Genomic DNA, 19,898 nt, shown 5'->3' on the forward strand with positions numbered 1-19,898 from the left:
TGATGTCGGTTCGCAGTGTCGACTTATCCCCAGCTCGGGAACGGGGCCTGTGGATAACTTTCGTGGATAACTCCACCCCGTCCCCACAGGGTGTGCATCGCCGGGTGCATCGCCGTGCGAACCGCCCATGACCGCACCGCGAACCGCCCCGAACCGCAGGACTCCCCGCCGTGCGAAGCGGCCTCAGGCCCGTCCGTCGATGCAGCGGTTCAGCCAGTCCGACGCCACGGTGAACTCGCTGTCCGACGTCCCGTGCCGCAGCGGCTGCACCTGCTCCGGACTCACCCCCGCACGCGGATACGACCCGAGGAAGCGCACGTTCGGGCAGATTCGCTTCAGCCCCATCAGCGCCTCGCCCACCCGGCGGTCCGCGATGTGCCCCTCGCAGTCCACCGAGAAGCAGTAGCGCCCGATGCCCTCGCCCGTGGGCCGCGACTCGATGCGCATCAGGTTCACCCCGCGCGCCGCGTACTCCTGGAGCAGTTCCAGCAGCGCGCCCGGGTGGTCATCGCCCAGCCAGATGACCACGGACGTCTTGTCGGCGCCGGTACGGGCAGCGGGCCGGGCCGGGCGGCCGACGAGTACGAAGCGGGTCGCCGCGTTGTGCGCGTCGTGGATGTCGGTGACCAGCGGCTTCAGGGCGTACCGCGGGGCCGCGAACTCGCCCGCGAACGCCGCGTCGTAGCGCCCCTCCTGCACCAGCCGCGCCCCGTCCGCGTTGGATGCCGCCGACTCCCACTGGGCGCTCGGCAGGTTCGCCGCGAGCCAGTTGCGCACCTGCGGCTGGGCGACCGGGTGTCCGGTCACCGTCTTCACGTCCGTGAGCGCCGTCCCGGGGCGTACGAGCAGGGCGAAGGCGATCGGCAGCAGCACCTCGCGGTAGATCATCAGCGGTTCGCCGGTGGCCAGCTCGTCGAGGGTCGCGGTCACCCCGCCCTCCACCGAGTTCTCGATCGGCACCAGCGCCGCCGCCGCGTCCCCGGACCGTACGGCGTCCAGCGCGGCCGGTACCGAGACCATCGGCGTCAGCTCGCGGGTGGCCGCCTCGGGCAGCGTGCGGAGAGCGGCTTCCGTGAAGGTGCCTTCGGGTCCGAGGAAGGTGTAGCGGCTCGCTGACATGCCGTCCAGCGTAGCCGTGCGGATCAGCACCCCGTGCCGTGTCTCACGCCTCGAGCAGCCGCTGGCCCACGTACTCGCCGGGCTCGCAGCCGCCCGGAACCGCGTACAGACCGCTCGCCTCGTGCCGGATGAACCGCGACAGCGCGTCACCCCGGTCCAGCTTCCGCTGCACCGGAATGAAGCCCTTCAGGGGATCGGTCTGCCAGCAGACGAACAGCAGTCCGGCGTCCGGGGAGCCGTCGTCCCGGAAGCCGTCGTGGTACGAGAACGGGCGGCGCAGCATCGCCGCCCCGCCGTTCGTCTCCGGCGAGGCGATCCGCGCGTGCGCGTTCGCCGGGATCACCGGCAGGCCGTCGGCATCGGTCTTCTCCAGGTCCATCGGTGTCGTCTCGGTGCCGCCGGACAGGGGGGCGCCGTTCGACTTCCGCCGCCCGATGACCTGTTCCTGCCGGCCGACCGGCTCCTTCTCCCAGTCGTCCAGCAGCATCCGGATCCGCCGCACGACGGCGTACGAACCGCCCGCCATCCACGCCGGCTCCCCGCCCTGCGGCACGAAGATCCGCCGGTCGAAGTCGCTCTCCTCCGGCTTGGGGTTCCGTGTGCCGTCGATCTGGCCCATCAGGTTCCGGGCCGTCATCGGCCGGGAGGTGGCTCCGGGCGTGCGGTTGAAGCCGTTCATCTGCCAGCGCAGCCGCGCGGCGTCCCCCGCGTCCTTGTGCAGTGCGCGCAGGGCGTGGAAGGCGACCAGGGCGTCGTCCGCGCCGATCTGCACCCACAGGTCGCCGTTGCTGCGCTCGCGGTCCAGCTCGTCGGAGGTGAAGTCCGGCAGCGCTTTCAGGGCCACCGGGCGCTGCGCCGTCAGGCTCGTGCGCTCGAAGAAGGTGCGGCCGAAGCCGAAGGTCACCGTCAGGGAGGACGGGCCCGCGTCGAGGGCGACCCCGGTGTCGTCCGCGGGGGCGTGGCCGGCCATGAGCTCGGCGGCCGTCCTGGACCAGCGGCGCATCAGGGCGGCCGCCTGCCTGCGGCCCGCGCCGGGGGCCAGGTCGAACGCGAGGAGGTGGCCGCGTGCCTGCAGCGGTGTGGTGATGCCCGACTGGTGCCGGCCGTGGAAGGCGGCGGCCGTCGAGCCGAGGGTCGCCAGCGCGGCCGGTACCTCGCCGGCGGCCATCGCCGTCCCGAGCACTCCGCCCGAGGCGCCCACGGCGAGCCCGGCGGCGCCGGCCGCACCCGCGGTGCCGAGCAGCCGCCTCCGGGAGAGGGCCGGTGCGGCCGGGCCGTCCTGGGAGGAGGCACCGCTACGGGTGCCGCTGCCCGCCGTCCTGTCCGGGGTGTCGTTGCCGTGGTCCGCCATCAGCCGATCTTCAGTTTCTTGGTCACGGTCACCTGGTCGATGTCCGAGGTCCGTACGGTCAGCGCGATCTCCCAGTCGCCGGGCATCGGGATCTGGACGCCGTTCGCCGCCCAGTGTCCCGTCCCGGCCCGCGGTGGCTGGACCGGGAGAGGGCCGAGCCTCTCGGCCTTCAGCGTGAAGGCGACCTTCACCTCCGGGACGTCGAGCGGTCTGCCGTTGGGCCGTTCCAGCCGGACGTCGAGCAGGTTGTTGACCGGGTCAAGCTCGATGTCGGCGGTCCCCTTGCCGTCCTCGCCCCCGGTGTCGAACGGCATCCGCAGGGAGAGCGGACGCTGGGGCCGATCATCCTGCGCGCCGCTCGCAGCCCGTACCGCCTCCTCCGTGCGTGCGGGCTCGGTGCTGGTCAGCGCGGTGGTCACGGCCAGCAGGACCACAGCGACCGCCGCCTCGGCGAGGACGGAGCGGCGCAGTCCGGAGCGGACCGGATCCGCGTCCCGTACGCGTTTGCGGAGCGCGGTGAGGCGGGCGGTCCGCTGACGCTGGAGCTGGGCCGTGCGCTCGGCGTCGGCGGGTACGGTGACGGGCTCGCCGCCGTCGGCGCCGTCCGGGTCGTCCCCGCGGCCCTTGCCCCCGTGGCCCTCGCCCCCGTGGTCGTCGCCCCCGTGGTCGTCGTCCGCGCCGCCGTCGGCCGCCGCGGCGGACTCCTCACCTCCGGAGTCCTTCGCCTCCCCGGTCTCCCCCTCGCCCCCGCCGTCCTCCTCCACAGACGCCTCAGGCAGCCGTGCCGTCCAGCGCCGCGACATCGCGGCGACGCCGATCAGCACCACCACCAGGCCGATCTTGATCAGCAGCAACTGCCCGTACGACGTCGACGTCAGGCCCGACCAGGAGCCGACCTGCCGCCACGACTGGTACACCCCGGTCGCCGCCAGCACCAGCACACTGCCGAACGCCAGCCGCGAGAAGCGCCGCACCGCGGACCGCTCCACCGACGGCTCCGTCCAGAGCGTGACGAGCAGTGCCGTGAGCCCTCCCAGCCAGGCGGCGACCGCCAGCAGATGCACGATGTCGACGGGGATGGCCAGGCCCGACTGGATGCCGGTCGAGGCGTGTTCCGACATGGCCCAGGTCGCGGCGAGCCCGGTCGCGACGACCGCCCCGCCCACCCCCAGGCCGAAGGTGAGGTCCTTGCGTTCCTCGGCGTTCCTGCGCTGCGCATACGCCCCGAAGAGCACGGCGACGAAGAGCGCGGCGACCCCGAGCAGCATCAGCCGCGAGGCCAGCGCGGCACCCGGCTTGCTTTCCAGGACCGCCCGCAGTCCGCCGAGGTCGGCGATGTCGGCGACCCGGCCCGAGCCGGTGTACGGGCCGCGGAGCAGGAGCAGCGCGATGGTGGAGCCGGTGAGCAGAGCCCAGCCCCGGAAGACCAGCCGCTGCACCGGCCGCCCGGACGCCGCCCGCGGTCGGCAGGCCAGCACGAATGCCGCGCCGCCCACCAGCAGGACGAACCCCGCGTACGCCGCGTACCGCGCGATCCCGTAGAGCACCCCGACCACGCCGCCTCCGCCCTGCTCCTGCGGGAGGGCGACCGAGGTCTTCGAGGGGGCGCCGACGGAGAAGGTGAACGCGCCCGCCACCGGGTGGCTGTCGGCCGAGACCGCCTTCCAGGCGACGGTGAACGTGCCGTCGGGCACGCCGGACTTCAGCCCGACGCCGTACTTGACGACCTTCCCGCTGCTCAGGTCGCGCACCTCTCCGGAGTCGACGCGCTTGCCCTCCGGGTCGAGTACGCGGATCGCGTCGTCGGACAGCGCGACGCCTTCGGAGAAGGTGAGCGTGACCTCCTCCGGCGCCGTGTCGACCACCGCCCCCTGCCTCGGATCGCTGGTGATCAGCGCGGCGTGCGCCGACGCGGGGGAGGCCCCGGCGAGCAGTGAGCCGAACAGGGCGGCGACCAGAAGGAGCAGCGTCACGGCCGCGGAACGGCGGGAGCGCCGCCCGCCCGGCCGCTGGTGCGGCGCGGCGGGGTGCAGGGGGGCCGAGGAGGGGGCAGCGGCTGGCATGGCGTCAGTCCCTCATTTCCGTGGGGCGAAGCCGGCGGCCTCGACGGGGACGTCCAGCTCGATCGGATCGGACTTGGCGAAGTTCAGGCGCACGGCGACCTTTTCGCCCTTCTCCGGCTTGTGCTTCAGCTTCATGAACATCAGGTGGGTACCGCCTCGTTCGAGCTTCAGCGCTCCGCCCGCCGGGATCTTGAGGGAGTCGACCCGCTCCATCGTCCCGCCAATCGTCCGGTGCATCGTGACGTCGTCGGAGAGGTCGCTGGTGACCGAGGTGAGCCGGTCCTCGGCGTCCCCGGTGTTCCGTACGACGAGGTAGCCGCCGGCCATGTCGGCCATGACCGGCTGGGGCACGTACGCGCCCTCGGCCTTCAGCTCGGCGCCGGACCCGGAACCGGACCCCGAGCATCCGGACAGGGCGAGGGCGGCCGAGACCGCCAACGCGCCCGCGAGGCCGCCTGTTCGCCGGCTCACGGTGTCCGCCCCTTGATGATCTTCGGCAGGTCCTTGCCGTAGTCCTCGGCCGTGGCGTCCTTGCTGTAGAGCACGTGGGCCTTGTCGTCCTTGGGGAGATAGGCCAGGACCTGGGTGCCGTGCGAGGAGGACCAGGTGCCGTCCTTCTGCTTCTTCGGCTTGTCCAGGTAGATGCCGACGGTACGGGCGCCCGCCTGGACGGTGTCGAAGCTGCCGGTGAGCCCGATGAAGGAAGGGTTCTGCTGCTTGAGCCACTCCCCGAGCCGCTTCGGGGTGTCGCGCTCCGGGTCGGAGCTGACGAAGACGACCCGCAGTTCCTTCCGCTCGGCCGGCGACAGCTTCCGCATCGCGATGTCGATGTTGCTCATCGTGAACGGGCAGGCGTCGGGGCAGTTGGTGTAGCCGAAGTAGAGCAGGGTCGGGTGGCCCTTGGTCTCCTCGACCAGGTCGTACTTCTTGCCCTTGGTGTCCTTCAGGACGAGATCGGGCTTGTTGAACGGCTGGTCGAGGACGGTCGCGGCCTTGGGGGCGGGCGCGGAGGCGCCGGCGGCGGGCTCGCCGCCGGCGTCACCGCTTCCGCACGCGGACAGGGTCAGTGCCGCCGCCGCGGCGAACGCGGCGGCGAGCACGCTGGAAGTGCGCATGGATCTGAAGTCCCGGTGAAATGTGGTCGGTACGGTCGGTAGGGGTCGCGAACGCCGGTCAGGCGGAACGGCGGCGGCCGGCGAGGACGCCGAACGCGACACCCGCCACGCCCACGACGATGCCGACGATGCCGAGCACGCGGGCCGTGGTGTCGCTGCCGTCGCCCGCCGCCTCGTCCGCCTCCGAACCGTGCTCGCCGCCGTGCTCGTCACCGGCCTCCTTCTGCCCGGACTTGGCGTCGTCCGATCCGCCGTGGCTGTGGCCGCCCTCGCCCTCGGCGGGCGCGGTGAGCTTGAGGACGGGCGCCGGGTTCTCCGGCTCCTCGCCGCCCTCGGTGGGCGCCTCGATCCAGCGCACGACCTCCTTGTTGTCGTACGTCTGGAGGGCCTTGAACACCAACTGGTCGGCGTCCTCGGGCAGCTGGCCGACCGAGAGCGGGAACTGCTGGAACTGACCCGGCTTGATCTTGCCGTCGCCGTTCGCGGTCCAGGTGACCTTGGAGACGGCCTCGGTGATCTTCTCGCCGTGCATTTCGAGCGGCTTGTCGAGCTTGGACTTGGTGACCTTCACGTCCCAGCCCGGGACCGGCTGCGGCATGACCGAGGCCAGCGGGTGGTCGGTCGGGAGGTTGACCTCGACCTTCGTGGTCGAGGCGTTGTCGCGCTCGTTCGGGACCTTGAAGGCGATGGTGCTGTAGCCGCCCTGCTCGGCCTCGCCGGGCTGCACGCTGACGTGGGCGAAGCACGGTCCCGCGGCGAGCAGGACGGTACCGGCGGCGACGGCGCCGATGACGGGGAGACGGGAGATCTTCATGGTTGCGGACACTCCACAAGGCAGATGGGTCGGACGGGATGGCGCGCGTGCGGCGGCGACGCGACAGCATCCGACGTATCGGCCCGGGTTCATCCGGGTCTGCCGGTGTTGGTGTCGTGATGCGTCCAGGCCGCGAGGACGCAGCGCGGCGGGCCCCGCCGGCCCACGGAGTGAGCGAGCGCCGGGCAGCGCGGCCCGGCCTTCCCGGCGGCGGAGGTGATGCCGGGGGGCAGTGGCAACCCGCCGGGCGCACCGGGCAGTCCGGCCCGCAGGGCGCGTACGAGAGTGAGGGCGGCGCGCAACGACCGTACGAGCGCCCCTTCGGTGACCCCCTCGGCCACGCCGTCCGCCACACCGCGCGCCGACAACCGGACGAGCCGGAACAGCGCCTGCTCGCCGCGCCGCAGCAGCAGCCCCAGCGCGACCGCGGCGAGCAGGTGCGCCAGCAGCATCGGCAGGGAGGGCAGCGGAACGTCCGTGAGGGAGGGGAGGGATGCGGCGGCCGCGGCCGGGTCCAGCGCGCCGGAGGCATGGTGGGCGGTGGCGTGTTCACCCATCCCGTGGGCCGCGTGCCCGCCCGCGCCCGAGGCGCGCGTCCCCGACGGGGCGATGCCGGAGGCGGTGACGATCCACCGCGCCTGCTCGGCGGACATCCGGGGCGGTACGCCGTCGCCGCCGCACACGATCCGTACCGCGAGGGCGATCAGCGCGCCGTCCGAGAGCCGGCGCGGGCGGGTGCCCTGCGCGGCGGCGAGATGCTGCGCGGCCGCGAGGTGCTGCGCCAGCCAGAAGAGGCCGTGCAACGCGAGCTGGGCGACGGCGAGTCCACCCGCGATCCCGGGGAGCGTCCGCTCGCGCCCGGCGAGCGGTACGGCAGCGGCGAACACCGCGAGAAGTCCGGTGGCCAGGGCCCACAGCGGCACCCCTGTGCACGACGCCAGGACGTGCCCCGCGGCGGACAGCACGACGCAGACCGCGGCGAACACCGCGGCCCGCAGCAGTCGCAGATCCGTGCCGGCCCGCGCGACCGCAGTCCGGGGCGCGCTGCCCCCTGCGGGGAGCCGGCCGCCTGAAGGGTGGGCGGACATGGCCGCGCCATCATCGCACCGGGTTCACCCGTTTCCTACGGCAGGGGTGGATTCCCGGGGAACATCCCATCGCCTTACACCGGCGGCAGGACGCCGCACATCCGCCGAATGAGCGTAGTCACATCAATCCCGCGCTTATGTACCGGCTTGGACGGCAATACGTAACCGTATGTCGAGCCGCAGCCTGGAGGCTGAAGCATGAGCATTTGGTGGTCACTCCATCTGCGGCGAGAGGCTGCGAGCGTCCCGCTCGCCCGGCGGCTTCTGCTCGGCACGATGGAAGCAGCCGGTGTCGACCCGGACATTTCCTACGATCTCTCCCTCGCCCTCACCGAAGCATGTGCGAACGCCGTGGAGCACGGTGGGGATCCGTCGCCGGACGGTTCGTCCGGGGCGTATCGCGTGATCGCCTACCTGGACGGCGACAAGTGCCGTATCGAGGTGACCGATTCGGGTCCCGGGTTCCCCATCGGGCGGGTGCTCCAGGGCACGTCCCTGCGGTCGCAGCTCCCCTCGCCTCCGCCCGTGCCCGTCCCCGTGGACGCGGACCGCGAACACGGGCGCGGACTCTGGCTGATCGAGGCCCTCGCCGACCACGTCGACTTCCGCAACCGCCCCGGCCAGGGCGCGGTCGTGAGCTTCGACAAGATCCTCAAGTGGCGTGAGGACGCGCTGCTGAAGGCGTCCTGAGTCCTCAGAGACCCCGGACGCCCTCAGCCCACGTGAGCGTCAGCCCTTGAGACGGGCCATCCACGACTCGACCTCGCCGGAGGCGCGCGGCAGCCCGGCCGAGAGGTTCCGGTTGCCGTCCGCGGTGACGAGGATGTCGTCCTCGATCCGGACGCCGATGCCGCGGTACTCCTCCGGCACCGTCAGATCGTCCGCCTGGAAGTACAGGCCCGGCTCGACGGTGAGCACCATGCCCGGCTCCAGCACGCCGTCCACGTACGCCTCGGTGCGGGCGGCCGCGCAATCGTGCACGTCCAGGCCGAGCATGTGGCCGGTGCCGTGCAGGGTCCAGCGGCGCTGCAGACCGAGTTCGAGCACCCGCTCCACCGGGCCCTCGACGAGGCCCCACTCCACGAGCCGGGTGGCCAGCACGTGCTGCGAGGCGTCGTGGAAGTCGCGGTACTTGGCGCCCGGCTTGACGGCCGCGATGCCGGCCTCCTGCGCCTCGTACACGGCGTCGTAGATCCGGCGCTGGACCTCGCTGAAGCGCCCGTTGACCGGCAGGGTGCGGGTGACGTCGGCGGTGTAGAGGGTGCGGGTCTCCACACCGGCGTCCAGGAGCAGCAGGTCGCCGGAGCGGACCGGGCCGTCGTTGCGCACCCAGTGGAGGGTGGTGGCGTGCGGGCCGGAGGCGCAGATGGAGCCGTAGCCGACGTCGTTGCCCTCCACGCGGGCACGCAGGAAGAACGTGCCCTCGATGTAGCGCTCGGACGTGGCCTCGGCCTTGTCGAGAACCTTCACGACGTCCTCGAAACCGCGGACGGTGGAGTCGACGGCCGCCTGGAGCTGGCCGATCTCGTACGTGTCCTTGACCGCGCGCAGCTCGCTGAGGAAGACCCGCAGCTCCTCGTTGCGCTTCTCGGTGGTCCTGCCCGCGAGGGCCGCTTCGAGCCCGGCGTCGTGGCCGCGGACGATGCGGACCGGACCGTCGAGGGCGCTCAGCTCCTCGGTGGCCTTGCGCACATCACGGCTGGGCAGACCGAGCAGTTGCTCCGCCTCGGCCAGGCTGTGCCGCCTGCCGACCCACAGCTCGCCCTGGCCGTCGAGCCAGAACTCGCCGTTCTCGCGGTCGGAGCGGGGGAGCAGGTAGAGCATCGCGTCGTGGCCGTCGCCCGACGGCTCCAGGACGAGGATGCCGTCCTGGGTCTGGTCACCGGTCAGGTGCACGTACTCGGTCGCGGCACGGAAGGGGTACTCGGTGTCGTTCGACCGCGTCTTGAGGTTGCCCGCGGGGATGACCAGGCGCTCGCCGGGGAACCGCGCGGAGAGCGCGGCACGGCGGCGGGCGGCGTACGGGGCCTGCTCGACCGGCTGCAGGTCGCGCAGCTCGGTGTCGGCCCAGCCGCTCTTCATGTTCTCGGCAAGCTCGTCGGAGACGCCCGGGTACAGGCCGTTCTTCCGCTGCTTGATCGGCTCGTCGCCTTCGGGGTTCTCGGGCGCGGGCTGGTCGGTCACGGCATCCTCCTCGAGTGGGATCCCCCTCATGGTATGGGGGGAGGGAAGACGGCCGGAGAGGGCCTGACCAGCCACGCCCGGCCGGGGCGCCGTACGCGCGGCCCGGCCCGGCGGCCCGGCTCAGACGTCGTCGAAGCGGGCGGCGAGCAGCACGACGTCCTCCGGATCGTCCACCGCGTCCCGGCCGTCCGGCAGCACGGCGTACAGGACGTGGTCGGCGACGGCGTCCGGATCGTGCCGTACGGCGGCGGGCACGCTCGCCGCGGCCGCGTGCAGCCGTGCGAAGGCCCGGTCCATCGGCTCGCCGGTCCGGTGCAGCAGTCCGTCGCTGTACGCGAGCACGGTCTCGCCCGGCTCCACGTCGAACTCGACGCTGGGCGCCTCCCAGCAGGAGAGCATCCCGAGCGGCGCGGACAGCGAGGTCTCCACGAACTCGGCCCGGTGGTCGCCGATGATCAGCGGCGGGCAGTGGCCGGCGCCCGCGAGCGTGACGTGCCGGGCGCGGCCCGCGTCCGGGGTGAGCCCGGACGGTTCGCAGTACGCGAACAGCGCGGTGGCCGACCGGGCGGGCTCGGTCAGCCGCAGCAGCAGTTCGAGGTCGGAGAGCACGGCGACCGGGTCCTCGCCCTCCATCACGGCGTACGCCCGCAGTGAGGCGCGCAGCCGGCCCATGGCGGCGACGGCGCTGGGCCCGGATCCCGTGACGCTGCCGACGGCGAGGCCGAGAGCGCCTTCGGGCAGGGGCAGTGCGTCGTACCAGTCGCCGCCGCCCCGCGGGCTCGTGCGGTGCCGTACGGCCAGCCGCACTCCGGGGATGCGGGGCAGCCGGCTGGGCAGCAGCTCCTCGCGGATGGTGGCGGCGGTCGCGCGGGCGCGCGCCAGCTCCAGCTCGCGGGCGAGATGTTCGGTGGCGTAGTCGGTGTAGAGGCCGACCAGATGGCGCTGCCGCTCGACGGGCTCGGTCGGCTCGTCGTAGAGCCACACCGCGGCGCCGAGACGGCCTGCGGCCTCGGTGGCGAGCGGGATGGCATAGCTCGCGGCGTAGCCGAGGCGCGCTGCGACCTCGCGCTGGCGGGGGTCGAGGTCCGGCTCGTTGCGCAGGTCGGGGTGGGCGACCTCGGTGCGGGCGCCGCCCTCCTGCTCGGGCAGGCCGTCGAGGATCCGGCCGTACGAGGCGGCGCTGCGCGGGATGGTCTCGATCGTTCCGAGTTCGGCGGGGCCGAGTCCGAGGCCGACGGTGGTCTCGGGGCCGTGGCCGTCGGCGGGCCGGAGGACGATCAGGCCGCGCTGGGCGCCGACGAGTGCGGCTCCCGCACGCAGCAGTTCGTGCAGGGCGGCGTCGAGGGTGCCGATGCGCGCGAGGCGCTCGGTCAGCTCGTGGAGCGTCGTGAGATCGGAGATCCAGCCGGCGAGGCGGTCCTGGACGGCGGCGAGCTGGTCGACCGGGCTGATGTCCTGCACGGCGGGGGATACGTCCTCGTCGGGCTCGGCCCGGTGCCGGGCGGAGTGGGCGGCGGGTGTCGCATTATGCGGGGAGGCGGGAAGAGCTGAATCGATTCCAGCCACTTTCGGTGGATGGTGAGAACTCATGGTCGGCAACTTCCCGAGAAGGTTCGCCGCGCTGTCGGTCCTGAGGTGGTGACCACCTCTTTGCCTGTCCCATTTGTTCTGAATGGCGGCGTTTCTTCGCATGTTGTCGCGGGACGGTCCAGGCGTTGCATTCCTCGCAATAGCATCACAAACCCCCATGTCATGCTGCGCCGCTACCAATGCCTCCACATCTACACGCAGGCCTGGGGTGTGTCCAGCACTGCGCCGACGGGCTTGTTGGTGTCTGCGAGGTTCACAACTTGGCCGGAAAACCGCCTCGCTCCCGCCGATTTGCGCTCGACTGAAGGCAATCCACAACGCGTCACCTCCATCGAGCTGGGTACGTACTCGGAGAAGGGCAGGGGCAGTTGGGGGCCGCCCCGGAACCTCGTGGCGACCTCGAGCGTCCTAGTCGGCAACGGCGCCCGTCCCCGATCGGCGTGGGGTCCCTGCCGCAAGCAGGGGGAAGCAGTTCAGGACGGTAAGCGCCATGCATGCGCCACCCCCCGCCAAGTCCCACGCTCGGCCCGCGACGTGATGCGCTGCTGAGAACGCGCAGTGACGAATGATCCACATGGCGTGAACGATCTGAACGGCCTTGTGGAGCGCCACGTACTGCCCTGCAGTTCGACGGCACAGAGATCGGTGCACTAGGTAATTCCGTACCTCCGGTGGCGGTACACCGGTACAGCGTGTGTGCACGCGTTGGCTCTCCCTGCCTCCGGCGGGGGGTTCCCCACCCTCGGCGTTTAGCGGAAAGGAACGAGCGCTCATGCGCGAGATCCTCGGAAGGCGACGCAGGCTCCTGCCCAGGCGTAGGCGCAGCGGGAAGCCGGACCTGCTCAAGGCGGCGCTCACCTGCGCCACCGAGTGGCAGTGGCCGGTCCTCCCGGGCGTGGGGCTCCAGCCCGGCGGCAGCGGCGCGTACAACTGTGCCTGTCCGCACCCGGACTGCGTGGTGCCCGGCGCCCACCCGTTCGATCCCGGACTGCTCGCGGCCACGACCGATGCGCGCATGGTGCGGTGGTGGTGGGAGAACCGGCCCACGGCCCCCATCGTGCTGGCCACCGGGGGGCTTGCGCCGTGCGCCGTGAGCCTGCCGGCGGTCGCCGCTTCGCAGGCGCTCACCGAACTCGACGGCATGGGCGTCCGGATCGGGCCGGTCGTGGCGACCCCGACCCGCTGGTCGATCCTCGTGGCGCCGTACTCCCTGGAGGTGCTCGGCGAACTGCTGCACCAGCAGGAGTGGGTGCCCGCTTCGCTGCGCTTCCACGGCGACGGCGGCTATGTGGTCCTGCCGCCCTCCCAGACCGGCCTCGGCCTGGTCCGCTGGGAGCGCGCCCCGCGGCCCGCGTCGGAGGTCCGCGGCGACGGCGCCGGTTCCGGCCGGCGACTGGGGAAGTCCGCGGCGAGGAAGGCGCAGGCCGACGGCGGAGAGCAGCCGTGGCTGCCCGATGTCGCCACGGTCGTGGACGCGCTGGTCGAAGCGAGCACGCGCGCTCCCGGCGGGGGAAGCCGCCTCGCCTACTGACAGGCGGGGGGTCATCGGGGCGGATGCCCGTGGGGGGCACCTTTCCGCCCGCTGACCTCCCGCCGGGCCGCACGCGACGAGCGGCCCGAACTGCCGCCCCGCCGCGGCCCCGACGCGCACTCCGCGCCGGCTCCGACCCGCGTTCACTCGTACGGGTACGAGCCGGGCGGAGTTGTACGGGACATGCTCTCCGGCGTCCGGAGAACCCCGCTCCGACCGATATGTTCGGCCTGCCGTCAAGCGTTCTCAGCGAGTTGCAGGTGGGTCCTCATGGAGCAGGCGCCGAATCCGCACGGGTCGAACCTCCGGACTGCCGCACTCGTCGGCGCCGTGGTCCTCGCCGCCGTACTCCCGCTGGCTGCCGCATCGGCCGGTCCTGTGGGCCTGGGGGACCGCGGCACCCGGCCCGAAGCCCCGCCCGCCGCACCGTCCTTCTCCCTTTCGGCCGCCCCGGCGCACGACGGCGACGAGAAGGCGCGCGGGTCCGGCCACGGGAAGGCGCGCGGGTCCGGTGACGGCGAGCGCACGGGGGACGGCTCCCCCGTCGCTGCTCGCGGCACGGCCGAGCTGCTGTCCGACCTCCAGCTCACCGGCACCTCCCGGTGCGGCCCCGAAGTCACCTCCCCCGAAGGGCTCGAGGCGCAGACCTGCGTCCAGAGCGAGGGCGGCGACACCTGGGGGCGCACGTACTACCGCAACACCACCGGCCGCGCGCTGCGCGCCATCCTCAGCCTGATGGGCCCGGAGGGCAGGACGGTCCAGGTGCATTGCGAGTTGGAGGCCGGGGGCGCCCCGGGTACGTGCGAGACGCCGCGCCGGGCCGGCCGTGTCCCCCTCGCAACTCCCGCACGGGAGGCGGCGCATGATGCGGAGCGTGAGCTGTCGCAAAGTGCGGTGTACGGGGCGGTGGCGGAGATCGCGTCGGCGGACTCGGACCGGCTGCTGCTGCGGTCGGGGAGCAACTCACCGGAAACCGAGGCGGGTTGAGGAACCCTGGCCGTATCCGGGCATGGAAACGCCCGGTCGCTGGCGACGGGGGATGCACCAGCGACCGGGCTTCCAGAACCGTAACAAGAGATCCGCCGTTCGCAAATTCCAACGCGGAAATCCGGGCCCCGATTTACCGCTCAGTAGGGGGAGTTGTGATGAGAGTCACGTCCGGGTGCCGAAGTGGGCCGGGAGATTCCGCTCCCGGCCCACCCGACTCACCTCATCCGGACCGACTCCACCCGGGATTCAGCTCAACGTCACCTGGCGGTTGGTGAGCCCGCCGCGCGCCCGCCGCTCGTCGGCGGTCAGCGGCGCGTCGGAAGCCAGCGCCTCGGCGAGACGCTCCGCGAACTCCTGCGCGGGCTTCTCGACGTCGTCCGCCTCCATCGCGCTCGGCAGGTCCCACACCGGCACCACGAGCCCGTGGGCGCGGAACGAGCCGACGAGACGCGTGTGTTCGCCCAGCGCCGACGTCCCCGCGGCATGCAGCCGGGAGAGGGCGTCGACCAGCTTCTCCTCGGGGTGCGGCATGACCCAGCGCAGATGGTTCTTCTCCGGTGTACGGCACCAGTACGCCGCCTCGACCCCGGAGAGCCGCGCCGTCGGGATCGCGGCCTCGTTCGCCCGCTCCAGCGAAGCGGCCACCTCCGGCGAGGAGTTCGCCGAGTCCTCGAGCCAGAACTCGAAGCCGCTGTGCACGACCGGCGTGAACGGAGCCTCGGGGTCGAGCAGGTCCTGCAGGCGCGGGCTCTCGGCGGGCACGCGCTCGGCGGGCACCGGATTGCCCGGCGTCGCCTCCAGGGCGCGCCGCAGCACGTCGGCGAGGTCGCGGCTGATGTCCCCGGACGCGGTGTCGTTCTGCAGGCCCAGCAGCACGGCGCCGTTCTCGCGGCGCAGTGCGGGCCAGGCCATCGGCAGGACGGTGGCGAGGGTGACGGACGGGACGCCCTCGGGCAGCCCGCTCTTCAGGGTGAGTTCCACGGTCGCGGCGGGGACGAGTTCACGCAGGGCGACCCAGTCGCACTCGCCCGGCAGCCCATCGAACGGGCGCTGTACGAGCTCGGCCACGGCGTGGGCCGCGGCCCGCCCGTGGCACGCCTTGTAGCGGCGGCCGGAACCGCACGGGCAGGGCTCACGCGCGCCCACGACCGGAATGTCTCCATCGGAGACCTGGGGGGCAGAGGTCCTGCCGGAGGTCTTGGCCTTCGTCTGAGGGCGCTTCTTGGCCATGGCGTCGGTTTCTCCGTTACGGCGTCGATTCTTGGCCGCTGAGCCTAGTCCTTCGCCGTGCCGGGTGCCGTGCGCCGCGTGCCGGGCGTCCCGCAGGGCATGCGTCCTCGCGCTCGCCTCGTACACGCCCTGGTGCGTGAAGGGTCAGCCGAGCCCCGGCGACGGGTCGAAGCCGTCGAAGAGTTCGGCGACGTCGAGCACGGGGACTCCCACGCGCGTAGACATACCGCCGCGCCGTGGTGCTGCGATGAGCACGGCCCACACGGTGACTTCACCCGCGGCGTTGTCCCGTACGCCCCAGTCCTGGGCGAGTGCGGTGATGATGTTGAGACCGCGGCCGCCGCGGGCGGTGACCGAGGGAGTGGCCGGAAGGGGACGGGTCGGACCGCCGCCGTCCGTCACCTCGACCGTGAGCCGGCCGAATTCGTCCACGCGCCAGGCGGCGCGCACCGCGTCGGGTCCGTCCCCGTTCATCCCGCCGTGCAGCGGGCGGGCGTACCGGTACGCGTTGCTGAGCAACTCGGAGAGTACGAGGACGGCATCGTCGACGACACAGTCGGGAATCCCGCCGATACGGAGTCCTTCGCGCATCCTGCGCCGCGCCACACCCACGCCCGCTGGACCATGGGGTACGGCCATGATCGACGACGTCGGCACATCCTGTGCCACCACCAACGCCACCCCCGAGACCTCCTTTGCCCCACGCCACGGGATGGATGCCCTCCTGGACTGGACCGGAAACCGGCCAACTGCGATCCCGTGGCGCACCTGCAACGATCGAATACGCACCGAACGCGCCGGTGCACTCCTTGTGATGAACAGGCCGGTTTCTGGGGCTCGGTAGCAGTTGGGGGGAAATTCGGACGGTCGTGCCGGAACGGGATGTCTACGGCCGGCCGAGCTGAGTCAGCACCTGCCGTGGGCGGTTGGTGATCATGGCGTCGACCCCGAGGTGCCGGCAGAGCTCCACGTCCGCCGGATCGTCGACGGTCCACACATGGACCCGGTTTCCCGCCCGGTGCGCGCGCTCCACGTACCCGGGGTGGTTGCGCAGGATCCGCATACCCGGCCCGGCGATGCGGGTTCCCCCCGGGAGCCGCCCGTCGCGGTAGCGCGGCGAGAGGAACTGCATCAGATAAACGGTGGGAACCTCCGGTGCCCCGAAGTTCACGCGGTGCAGCGAGCGGGCCGAGAAACTCATGACACGTACGGCAGAGGGCTCCCCCGGCGGCGGGCTGTCGAGGCCGAAGCGACGCAGGAGCTGCAGCAGTCTCTCCTCGACCTGGCCGGCCCAGCGGGTCGGGTGCTTGGTCTCGATGGCGAGCTCGACGCGGCGGCCGGCGTCCGAGACGAGTTCGAGGAGGCGTTCCAGGGTGAGGACGGAGGTGCGGTCCTCCACCCCGCCCTCGTCCCAGTCCGGGGACTCGCCCGTCTCCCGGACCGCGTCGCCCTGCTTCCAGGAGCCGAAGTCGAGGGCGGCGAGGTCGGAGAGCTCCAGGGCGGAGACCGCGCCGCGGCCGTTCGAGGTCCGGTTGACCCGCCAGTCGTGCACGCAGACGAGATGGCCGTCCGCGGTGAGCCGTACGTCGCACTCCAGCGCGTCGGCGCCGTCCTCGATGGCTTTGCGGTACGCGGCCAGCGTGTGCTCAGGGGCATCCTCGGACGCGCCGCGGTGGGCCACCACGGAAATCGTGTGCGGCCCCGGGCGGAGGCCGCGGGCCGGATGCGCATAGGTCACCGCGTTATGGTGCCACCGCCCGGCGGGACGCCGCTCGGACGGCCCCCGCACCGGGAGTCAGCGGATGCGTCCGATTCGTCCGGGATAAAGGATGGCGGTCCAGGCGCTGTCACTGCTTACGGCGCTCTGACGCCCTGTGGGAAATGCTGGCAGGGAGAGTGGGTTACGTGGGCCGTGACCGATGAATACTGACGTAACGTCGCGATCGAGCGACTGACGTGCACCTGAGGAGAAAGCTGTGAGCACCGAGAACGAGGGCGCTGCCGTTCCGCGTGATGCGGAGCCGGCGCCCGAGACGCCGGGCAACGGGCCCGCGTCCGCGTCCGGCGCACCGACCGCAGACTCCGCCCACCGTGCGGAGCACGCGCCGCCCACGCCGCCCGTACCGCCCATGCCGCCGGCCGTTCCCCCCGCCGAGGCGGCCGCACAGGGCGGCGCACCCGGTGCAGCGGGCTCGGACTACCCGCTGCACGCGCCCGAGGAGCGGACCGCGCAGCTTCCTCCGGTGGGTGCCGGGCAGGGCGACTCCGTCGCCCGAACGGCCCAGTACCCCGCCGCGATGTCGCCGGCCGAGGGCGGACCGGGCACACCCGGCGGACCGGGCGGCCATCGGACTCCGGGCGCCCATGGGGGGCAGCCCGGCCATCCCGGGGCTCCGGGCGGCGAGAACCCGGCCGGCGGCGCCGGCTGGCCTCCGCCACCGGGCGGACCCGGTGGACCCGGCGGACCAGGCAGTGGCTGGAACGGATGGGGCGGCGCGCCCGAGTCCGTACCCCCGGACGGCGCCTCACCGCGCCGCCGCAACCGCGAGCTCATCGCGGCCGTGCTCGCCGCGGCACTGCTCTCCGGCGGCCTCGGCGCCGGCATCGGCATCCTCGCCACGGGAGGTGACGACGGCTCCGACTCGACCACCGTCTCCTCCTCCGGCGACCCCGAGGTCCTCAACCGCTCGCCCAAGTCCGTCTCCGGCATAGCGCAGCGGGCGCTCCCGAGCGTCGTGACCTTGGAGGCACAGGGCAACCAGGGTGAGGGGGGAACCGGCACCGGCTTCGTCTACGACAAGCAGGGCCACATCCTCACCAACAACCACGTGGTGGCCTCGGCGGCCGACGGCGGCAAGCTGACCGCGACGTTCTCCAACGGCAAGAAGTACGACGCCACGGTCGTCGGCAAGGCCCAGGGCTACGACGTCGCCGTCCTCAAGCTCAAGAACGCCGACGACGCGAAGCTCAACCCGCTGCCGCTCGGCGACTCGGACAAGAGGACCGCGGTCGGCGACTCGACCATCGCGATCGGCGCCCCCTTCGGTCTGGCCGGCACGGTCACCACGGGCATCATCAGCGCCAAGAACCGCCCGGTCGCCTCCAGCGACGGCGCCAGCAACAACGCCTCGTACATGAGCGCCCTGCAGACGGACGCCTCGATCAACCCGGGCAACTCCGGCGGGCCGCTCCTCAACGCGCAGGGCGCCGTGATCGGCATCAACTCCGCCATCCAGTCCGCGGGCAACGGCCTCGGGGGCGACGGCGCCCAGCAGTCCGGCAGCATCGGCCTCGGCTTCGCCATCCCGATCAACCAGGCCAAGCGTGTGGCCGAGACCCTGATCAAGACCGGCAAGCCCGTCTACCCCGTGATCGGTGTCCAGGTGGACATCCGGGACCAGGGCGCGGGCGCGCGCATCCCGCAGAACGGCAACGGCGGCGGCGACGCGATCACCCCGAACGGCCCGGCGGCGAAGGCGGGTCTCAAGCCCGGCGACGTCATCACGAAGCTGGACGACACCGTGATCGACAGCGGCCCGACCCTGATCAGCACGATCTGGACCCATAAGCCGGGCGACCAGGTCAAGCTCACCTACAAGCGCGGCGGCAAGACGTCGACGGTGAACGTGACACTGGGCTCCCGCGCAGGCGACAGCTGATCGCGCACCGCCGCACAGCATGACGGTGGGGCGCCGGACCTGGTCCGGCGCCCCACTGCTGTGCTCGCCGGTTGTGCTGCGCCCGGCGCTGGACGGTGCCCACCGTGTTGTGTGCCATCGAAGGTTGATCAATTGTCGGTGAAGTTTGAGTGGTTCCAGGTCACTTGCGACAGAGCGCCGTAACTGGCGAGCCATGAGCGTTGTGCTTGGCAGGCACAGGGGAAAACCGGCTGTTCGGCAACGAAGTCCGGCAGCAGTGGCGACTCCCGGTCCGCGGCTACGGTGCTACCCGCGCGATTCCTCCCGTCTCAAGAGCCGCCCAGAGGGCTCCGTCGGGACCCAGAGTGATGCCGTGCGGTTCGGATGACGGTGACAGCAGGTCGTACTCGGCGATCTCGCCGCTCGCGGTGATGCGGCCGACGCGGTTGGCTCCCCACTCGGTGAACCAGCAGTCCCCGGTACGGGCCGCGACGATGGCGTGCGGTTTCGCCGTGCGGTCGGGTAGCGGGAACTCGGTGATCTCTCCAGTCATCGAGATCCTGCCGATTTGGCCCGCTGCGATCTCAACGAACCACACGGCCGCGCTGTCGCTGGTGATGCCCACGGGGGCGGCGCCTGGGGTGGGGAGGGGGTGAAGGGTGATGTCGCCGTGCACAGTGATGCGGCCGATCGAGTTCGCCTGGTTGAGGGTGAACCACAGGGCTCCGTCAGGGCCTGTGGTGATCGCCGAGGGATAGGCGCCCGCGACAGGAAGGGCGTACTCGGTGATCTCTCCCTTGCCGGTGATACGGCCGATGCTGTCGGTGTTCATCTCCGTGAACCACAGGGCTCCGTCCGGGCCTGCGGTGATGCCGAAGGGTCCGCTGTCGGGTGTCGGGACGGGAAAGGATTCGGCGTCACCGTCGGTGGTGACGCGGCCGATCCGGTGGTCCTGGGACCGGGTGAACCACAGCGCCCCGTCGGGCCCGGGGGTGATGACCGTGGGACGGCACGAAGGCGAGTCCAGGGGGTATTCCCTGACTTCGCCGTCGAGGGTGAGCCGCGCGATGCGGCCACTGTGCGCGAAGGTGAGCCACAGGGCACCGTCAGGACCGGCCGTGATGCCGTAAGGCCCAGCCCCCTTGTCCGCCACCGAGATCTCCCTCATGGCCGGACCTTCGCTCT

At 72.1% G+C, this 19,898-nt stretch carries 17 protein-coding genes; 4 read left to right on the forward strand and 13 right to left on the reverse strand.

Annotated features, from left to right (window positions below):
• Nucleotides 1–183 precede the first annotated feature (183 nt).
• From pheA to ACGFNH_RS24495, 7 genes are all read right to left on the reverse strand, one after another.
• Complete coding sequence (gene pheA, locus ACGFNH_RS24465; RefSeq protein ID WP_393657069.1) at nucleotides 184–1,119, reverse strand: prephenate dehydratase; 936 nt, start codon at nucleotides 1,117–1,119, stop codon at nucleotides 184–186.
• Between the two features lie 43 nt (nucleotides 1,120–1,162).
• Nucleotides 1,163–2,470, reverse strand: a complete 1,308-nt coding sequence (gene efeB / locus ACGFNH_RS24470) for an iron uptake transporter deferrochelatase/peroxidase subunit (RefSeq protein ID WP_393657071.1) — start codon at nucleotides 2,468–2,470, stop codon at nucleotides 1,163–1,165.
• Nucleotides 2,470–4,533, reverse strand: a complete 2,064-nt coding sequence (locus tag ACGFNH_RS24475; protein WP_393657073.1) for a copper resistance CopC/CopD family protein — start codon at nucleotides 4,531–4,533, stop codon at nucleotides 2,470–2,472. The genes efeB and ACGFNH_RS24475 overlap by 1 nt, the downstream gene beginning before the upstream one ends.
• A gap of 12 nt (nucleotides 4,534–4,545) precedes the next feature.
• Nucleotides 4,546–5,004, reverse strand: a complete 459-nt coding sequence (locus ACGFNH_RS24480) for a copper chaperone PCu(A)C (protein WP_393657075.1) — start codon at nucleotides 5,002–5,004, stop codon at nucleotides 4,546–4,548.
• A complete protein-coding gene (locus ACGFNH_RS24485; RefSeq protein ID WP_393657077.1) occupies nucleotides 5,001–5,648 on the reverse strand; it encodes an SCO family protein in 648 nt (215 codons plus the stop codon). Before ACGFNH_RS24485 ends, ACGFNH_RS24480 begins: the two co-directional genes overlap by 4 nt.
• Before the next feature lie 58 nt (nucleotides 5,649–5,706).
• A complete protein-coding gene (locus ACGFNH_RS24490) occupies nucleotides 5,707–6,462 on the reverse strand; it encodes a YcnI family protein (RefSeq protein ID WP_393657079.1) in 756 nt (251 codons plus the stop codon).
• Between the two features lie 89 nt (nucleotides 6,463–6,551).
• Nucleotides 6,552–7,550, reverse strand: a complete 999-nt coding sequence (locus ACGFNH_RS24495; protein WP_393657081.1) for a hypothetical protein — start codon at nucleotides 7,548–7,550, stop codon at nucleotides 6,552–6,554.
• Nucleotides 7,551–7,748: 198 nt separating this feature from the next.
• Between ACGFNH_RS24495 and ACGFNH_RS24500 the strand changes: the two genes are divergently transcribed.
• Nucleotides 7,749–8,240: an ATP-binding protein gene (locus ACGFNH_RS24500; RefSeq protein ID WP_393657082.1), complete on the forward strand. Its 492-nt coding sequence runs from the start codon at nucleotides 7,749–7,751 to the stop codon at nucleotides 8,238–8,240.
• A 39-nt stretch (nucleotides 8,241–8,279) separates the two neighbouring features.
• Here ACGFNH_RS24500 and ACGFNH_RS24505 read toward each other — a convergent pair whose 3' ends face one another.
• Together ACGFNH_RS24505 and ACGFNH_RS24510 are read right to left on the reverse strand one after the other, a co-directional pair.
• The gene (locus ACGFNH_RS24505) at nucleotides 8,280–9,734 is read right to left on the reverse strand and encodes an aminopeptidase P family protein (protein WP_393657084.1); all 1,455 of its coding nucleotides are present in this window, start codon (nucleotides 9,732–9,734) and stop codon (nucleotides 8,280–8,282) included.
• A gap of 120 nt (nucleotides 9,735–9,854) precedes the next feature.
• The gene (locus tag ACGFNH_RS24510; RefSeq protein ID WP_393657086.1) at nucleotides 9,855–11,324 is read right to left on the reverse strand and encodes a PP2C family protein-serine/threonine phosphatase; all 1,470 of its coding nucleotides are present in this window, start codon (nucleotides 11,322–11,324) and stop codon (nucleotides 9,855–9,857) included.
• 772 nt (nucleotides 11,325–12,096) lie between these two features.
• Here ACGFNH_RS24510 and ACGFNH_RS24515 point away from each other — a divergent pair.
• Both ACGFNH_RS24515 and ACGFNH_RS24520 read left to right on the forward strand, forming a co-directional pair.
• Complete coding sequence (locus ACGFNH_RS24515) at nucleotides 12,097–12,855, forward strand: bifunctional DNA primase/polymerase (protein WP_393657088.1); 759 nt, start codon at nucleotides 12,097–12,099, stop codon at nucleotides 12,853–12,855.
• Nucleotides 12,856–13,125: 270 nt separating this feature from the next.
• Nucleotides 13,126–13,842: a hypothetical protein gene (locus tag ACGFNH_RS24520; protein WP_393657090.1), complete on the forward strand. Its 717-nt coding sequence runs from the start codon at nucleotides 13,126–13,128 to the stop codon at nucleotides 13,840–13,842.
• 249 nt (nucleotides 13,843–14,091) lie between these two features.
• Here the strand turns inward: ACGFNH_RS24520 and ACGFNH_RS24525 are convergent, their stop codons facing one another.
• The 3 genes from ACGFNH_RS24525 to ACGFNH_RS24535 all read right to left on the reverse strand — a co-directional run bounded on the left by ACGFNH_RS24525 (nucleotide 14,092) and on the right by ACGFNH_RS24535 (nucleotide 16,813).
• On the reverse strand, nucleotides 14,092–15,075 hold the full coding sequence (locus ACGFNH_RS24525; protein WP_393657092.1) for a DUF5926 family protein: 984 nt from the start codon (nucleotides 15,073–15,075) through the stop codon (nucleotides 14,092–14,094).
• 144 nt (nucleotides 15,076–15,219) lie between these two features.
• Nucleotides 15,220–15,843 carry an ATP-binding protein gene (locus ACGFNH_RS24530; protein ID WP_393657094.1) on the reverse strand — a complete coding sequence of 208 codons (624 nt, stop codon included), beginning with the start codon at nucleotides 15,841–15,843 and terminating at the stop codon, nucleotides 15,220–15,222.
• A gap of 118 nt (nucleotides 15,844–15,961) precedes the next feature.
• Entirely contained in the window at nucleotides 15,962–16,813 is an 852-nt protein-coding gene (locus ACGFNH_RS24535) for a glycerophosphodiester phosphodiesterase (RefSeq protein WP_393657096.1), read from the reverse strand.
• Between the two features lie 238 nt (nucleotides 16,814–17,051).
• Here ACGFNH_RS24535 and ACGFNH_RS24540 point away from each other — a divergent pair, with 238 nt between their 5' ends.
• Nucleotides 17,052–18,734 carry a S1C family serine protease gene (locus ACGFNH_RS24540; RefSeq protein ID WP_393657098.1) on the forward strand — a complete coding sequence of 561 codons (1,683 nt, stop codon included), beginning with the start codon at nucleotides 17,052–17,054 and terminating at the stop codon, nucleotides 18,732–18,734.
• Between the two features lie 277 nt (nucleotides 18,735–19,011).
• On the opposite strand, the gene ACGFNH_RS24545 is transcribed toward ACGFNH_RS24540, so the two are convergent.
• Nucleotides 19,012–19,881, reverse strand: coding sequence for a virginiamycin B lyase (locus tag ACGFNH_RS24545; RefSeq protein WP_393657570.1), 870 nt, complete (start codon nucleotides 19,879–19,881; stop codon nucleotides 19,012–19,014).
• Nucleotides 19,882–19,898: the final 17 nt, after the last annotated feature.

It is taken from the genome of Streptomyces sp. NPDC048639 (genome assembly GCF_043199075.1).
Taxonomy (GTDB): domain Bacteria; phylum Actinomycetota; class Actinomycetes; order Streptomycetales; family Streptomycetaceae; genus Streptomyces.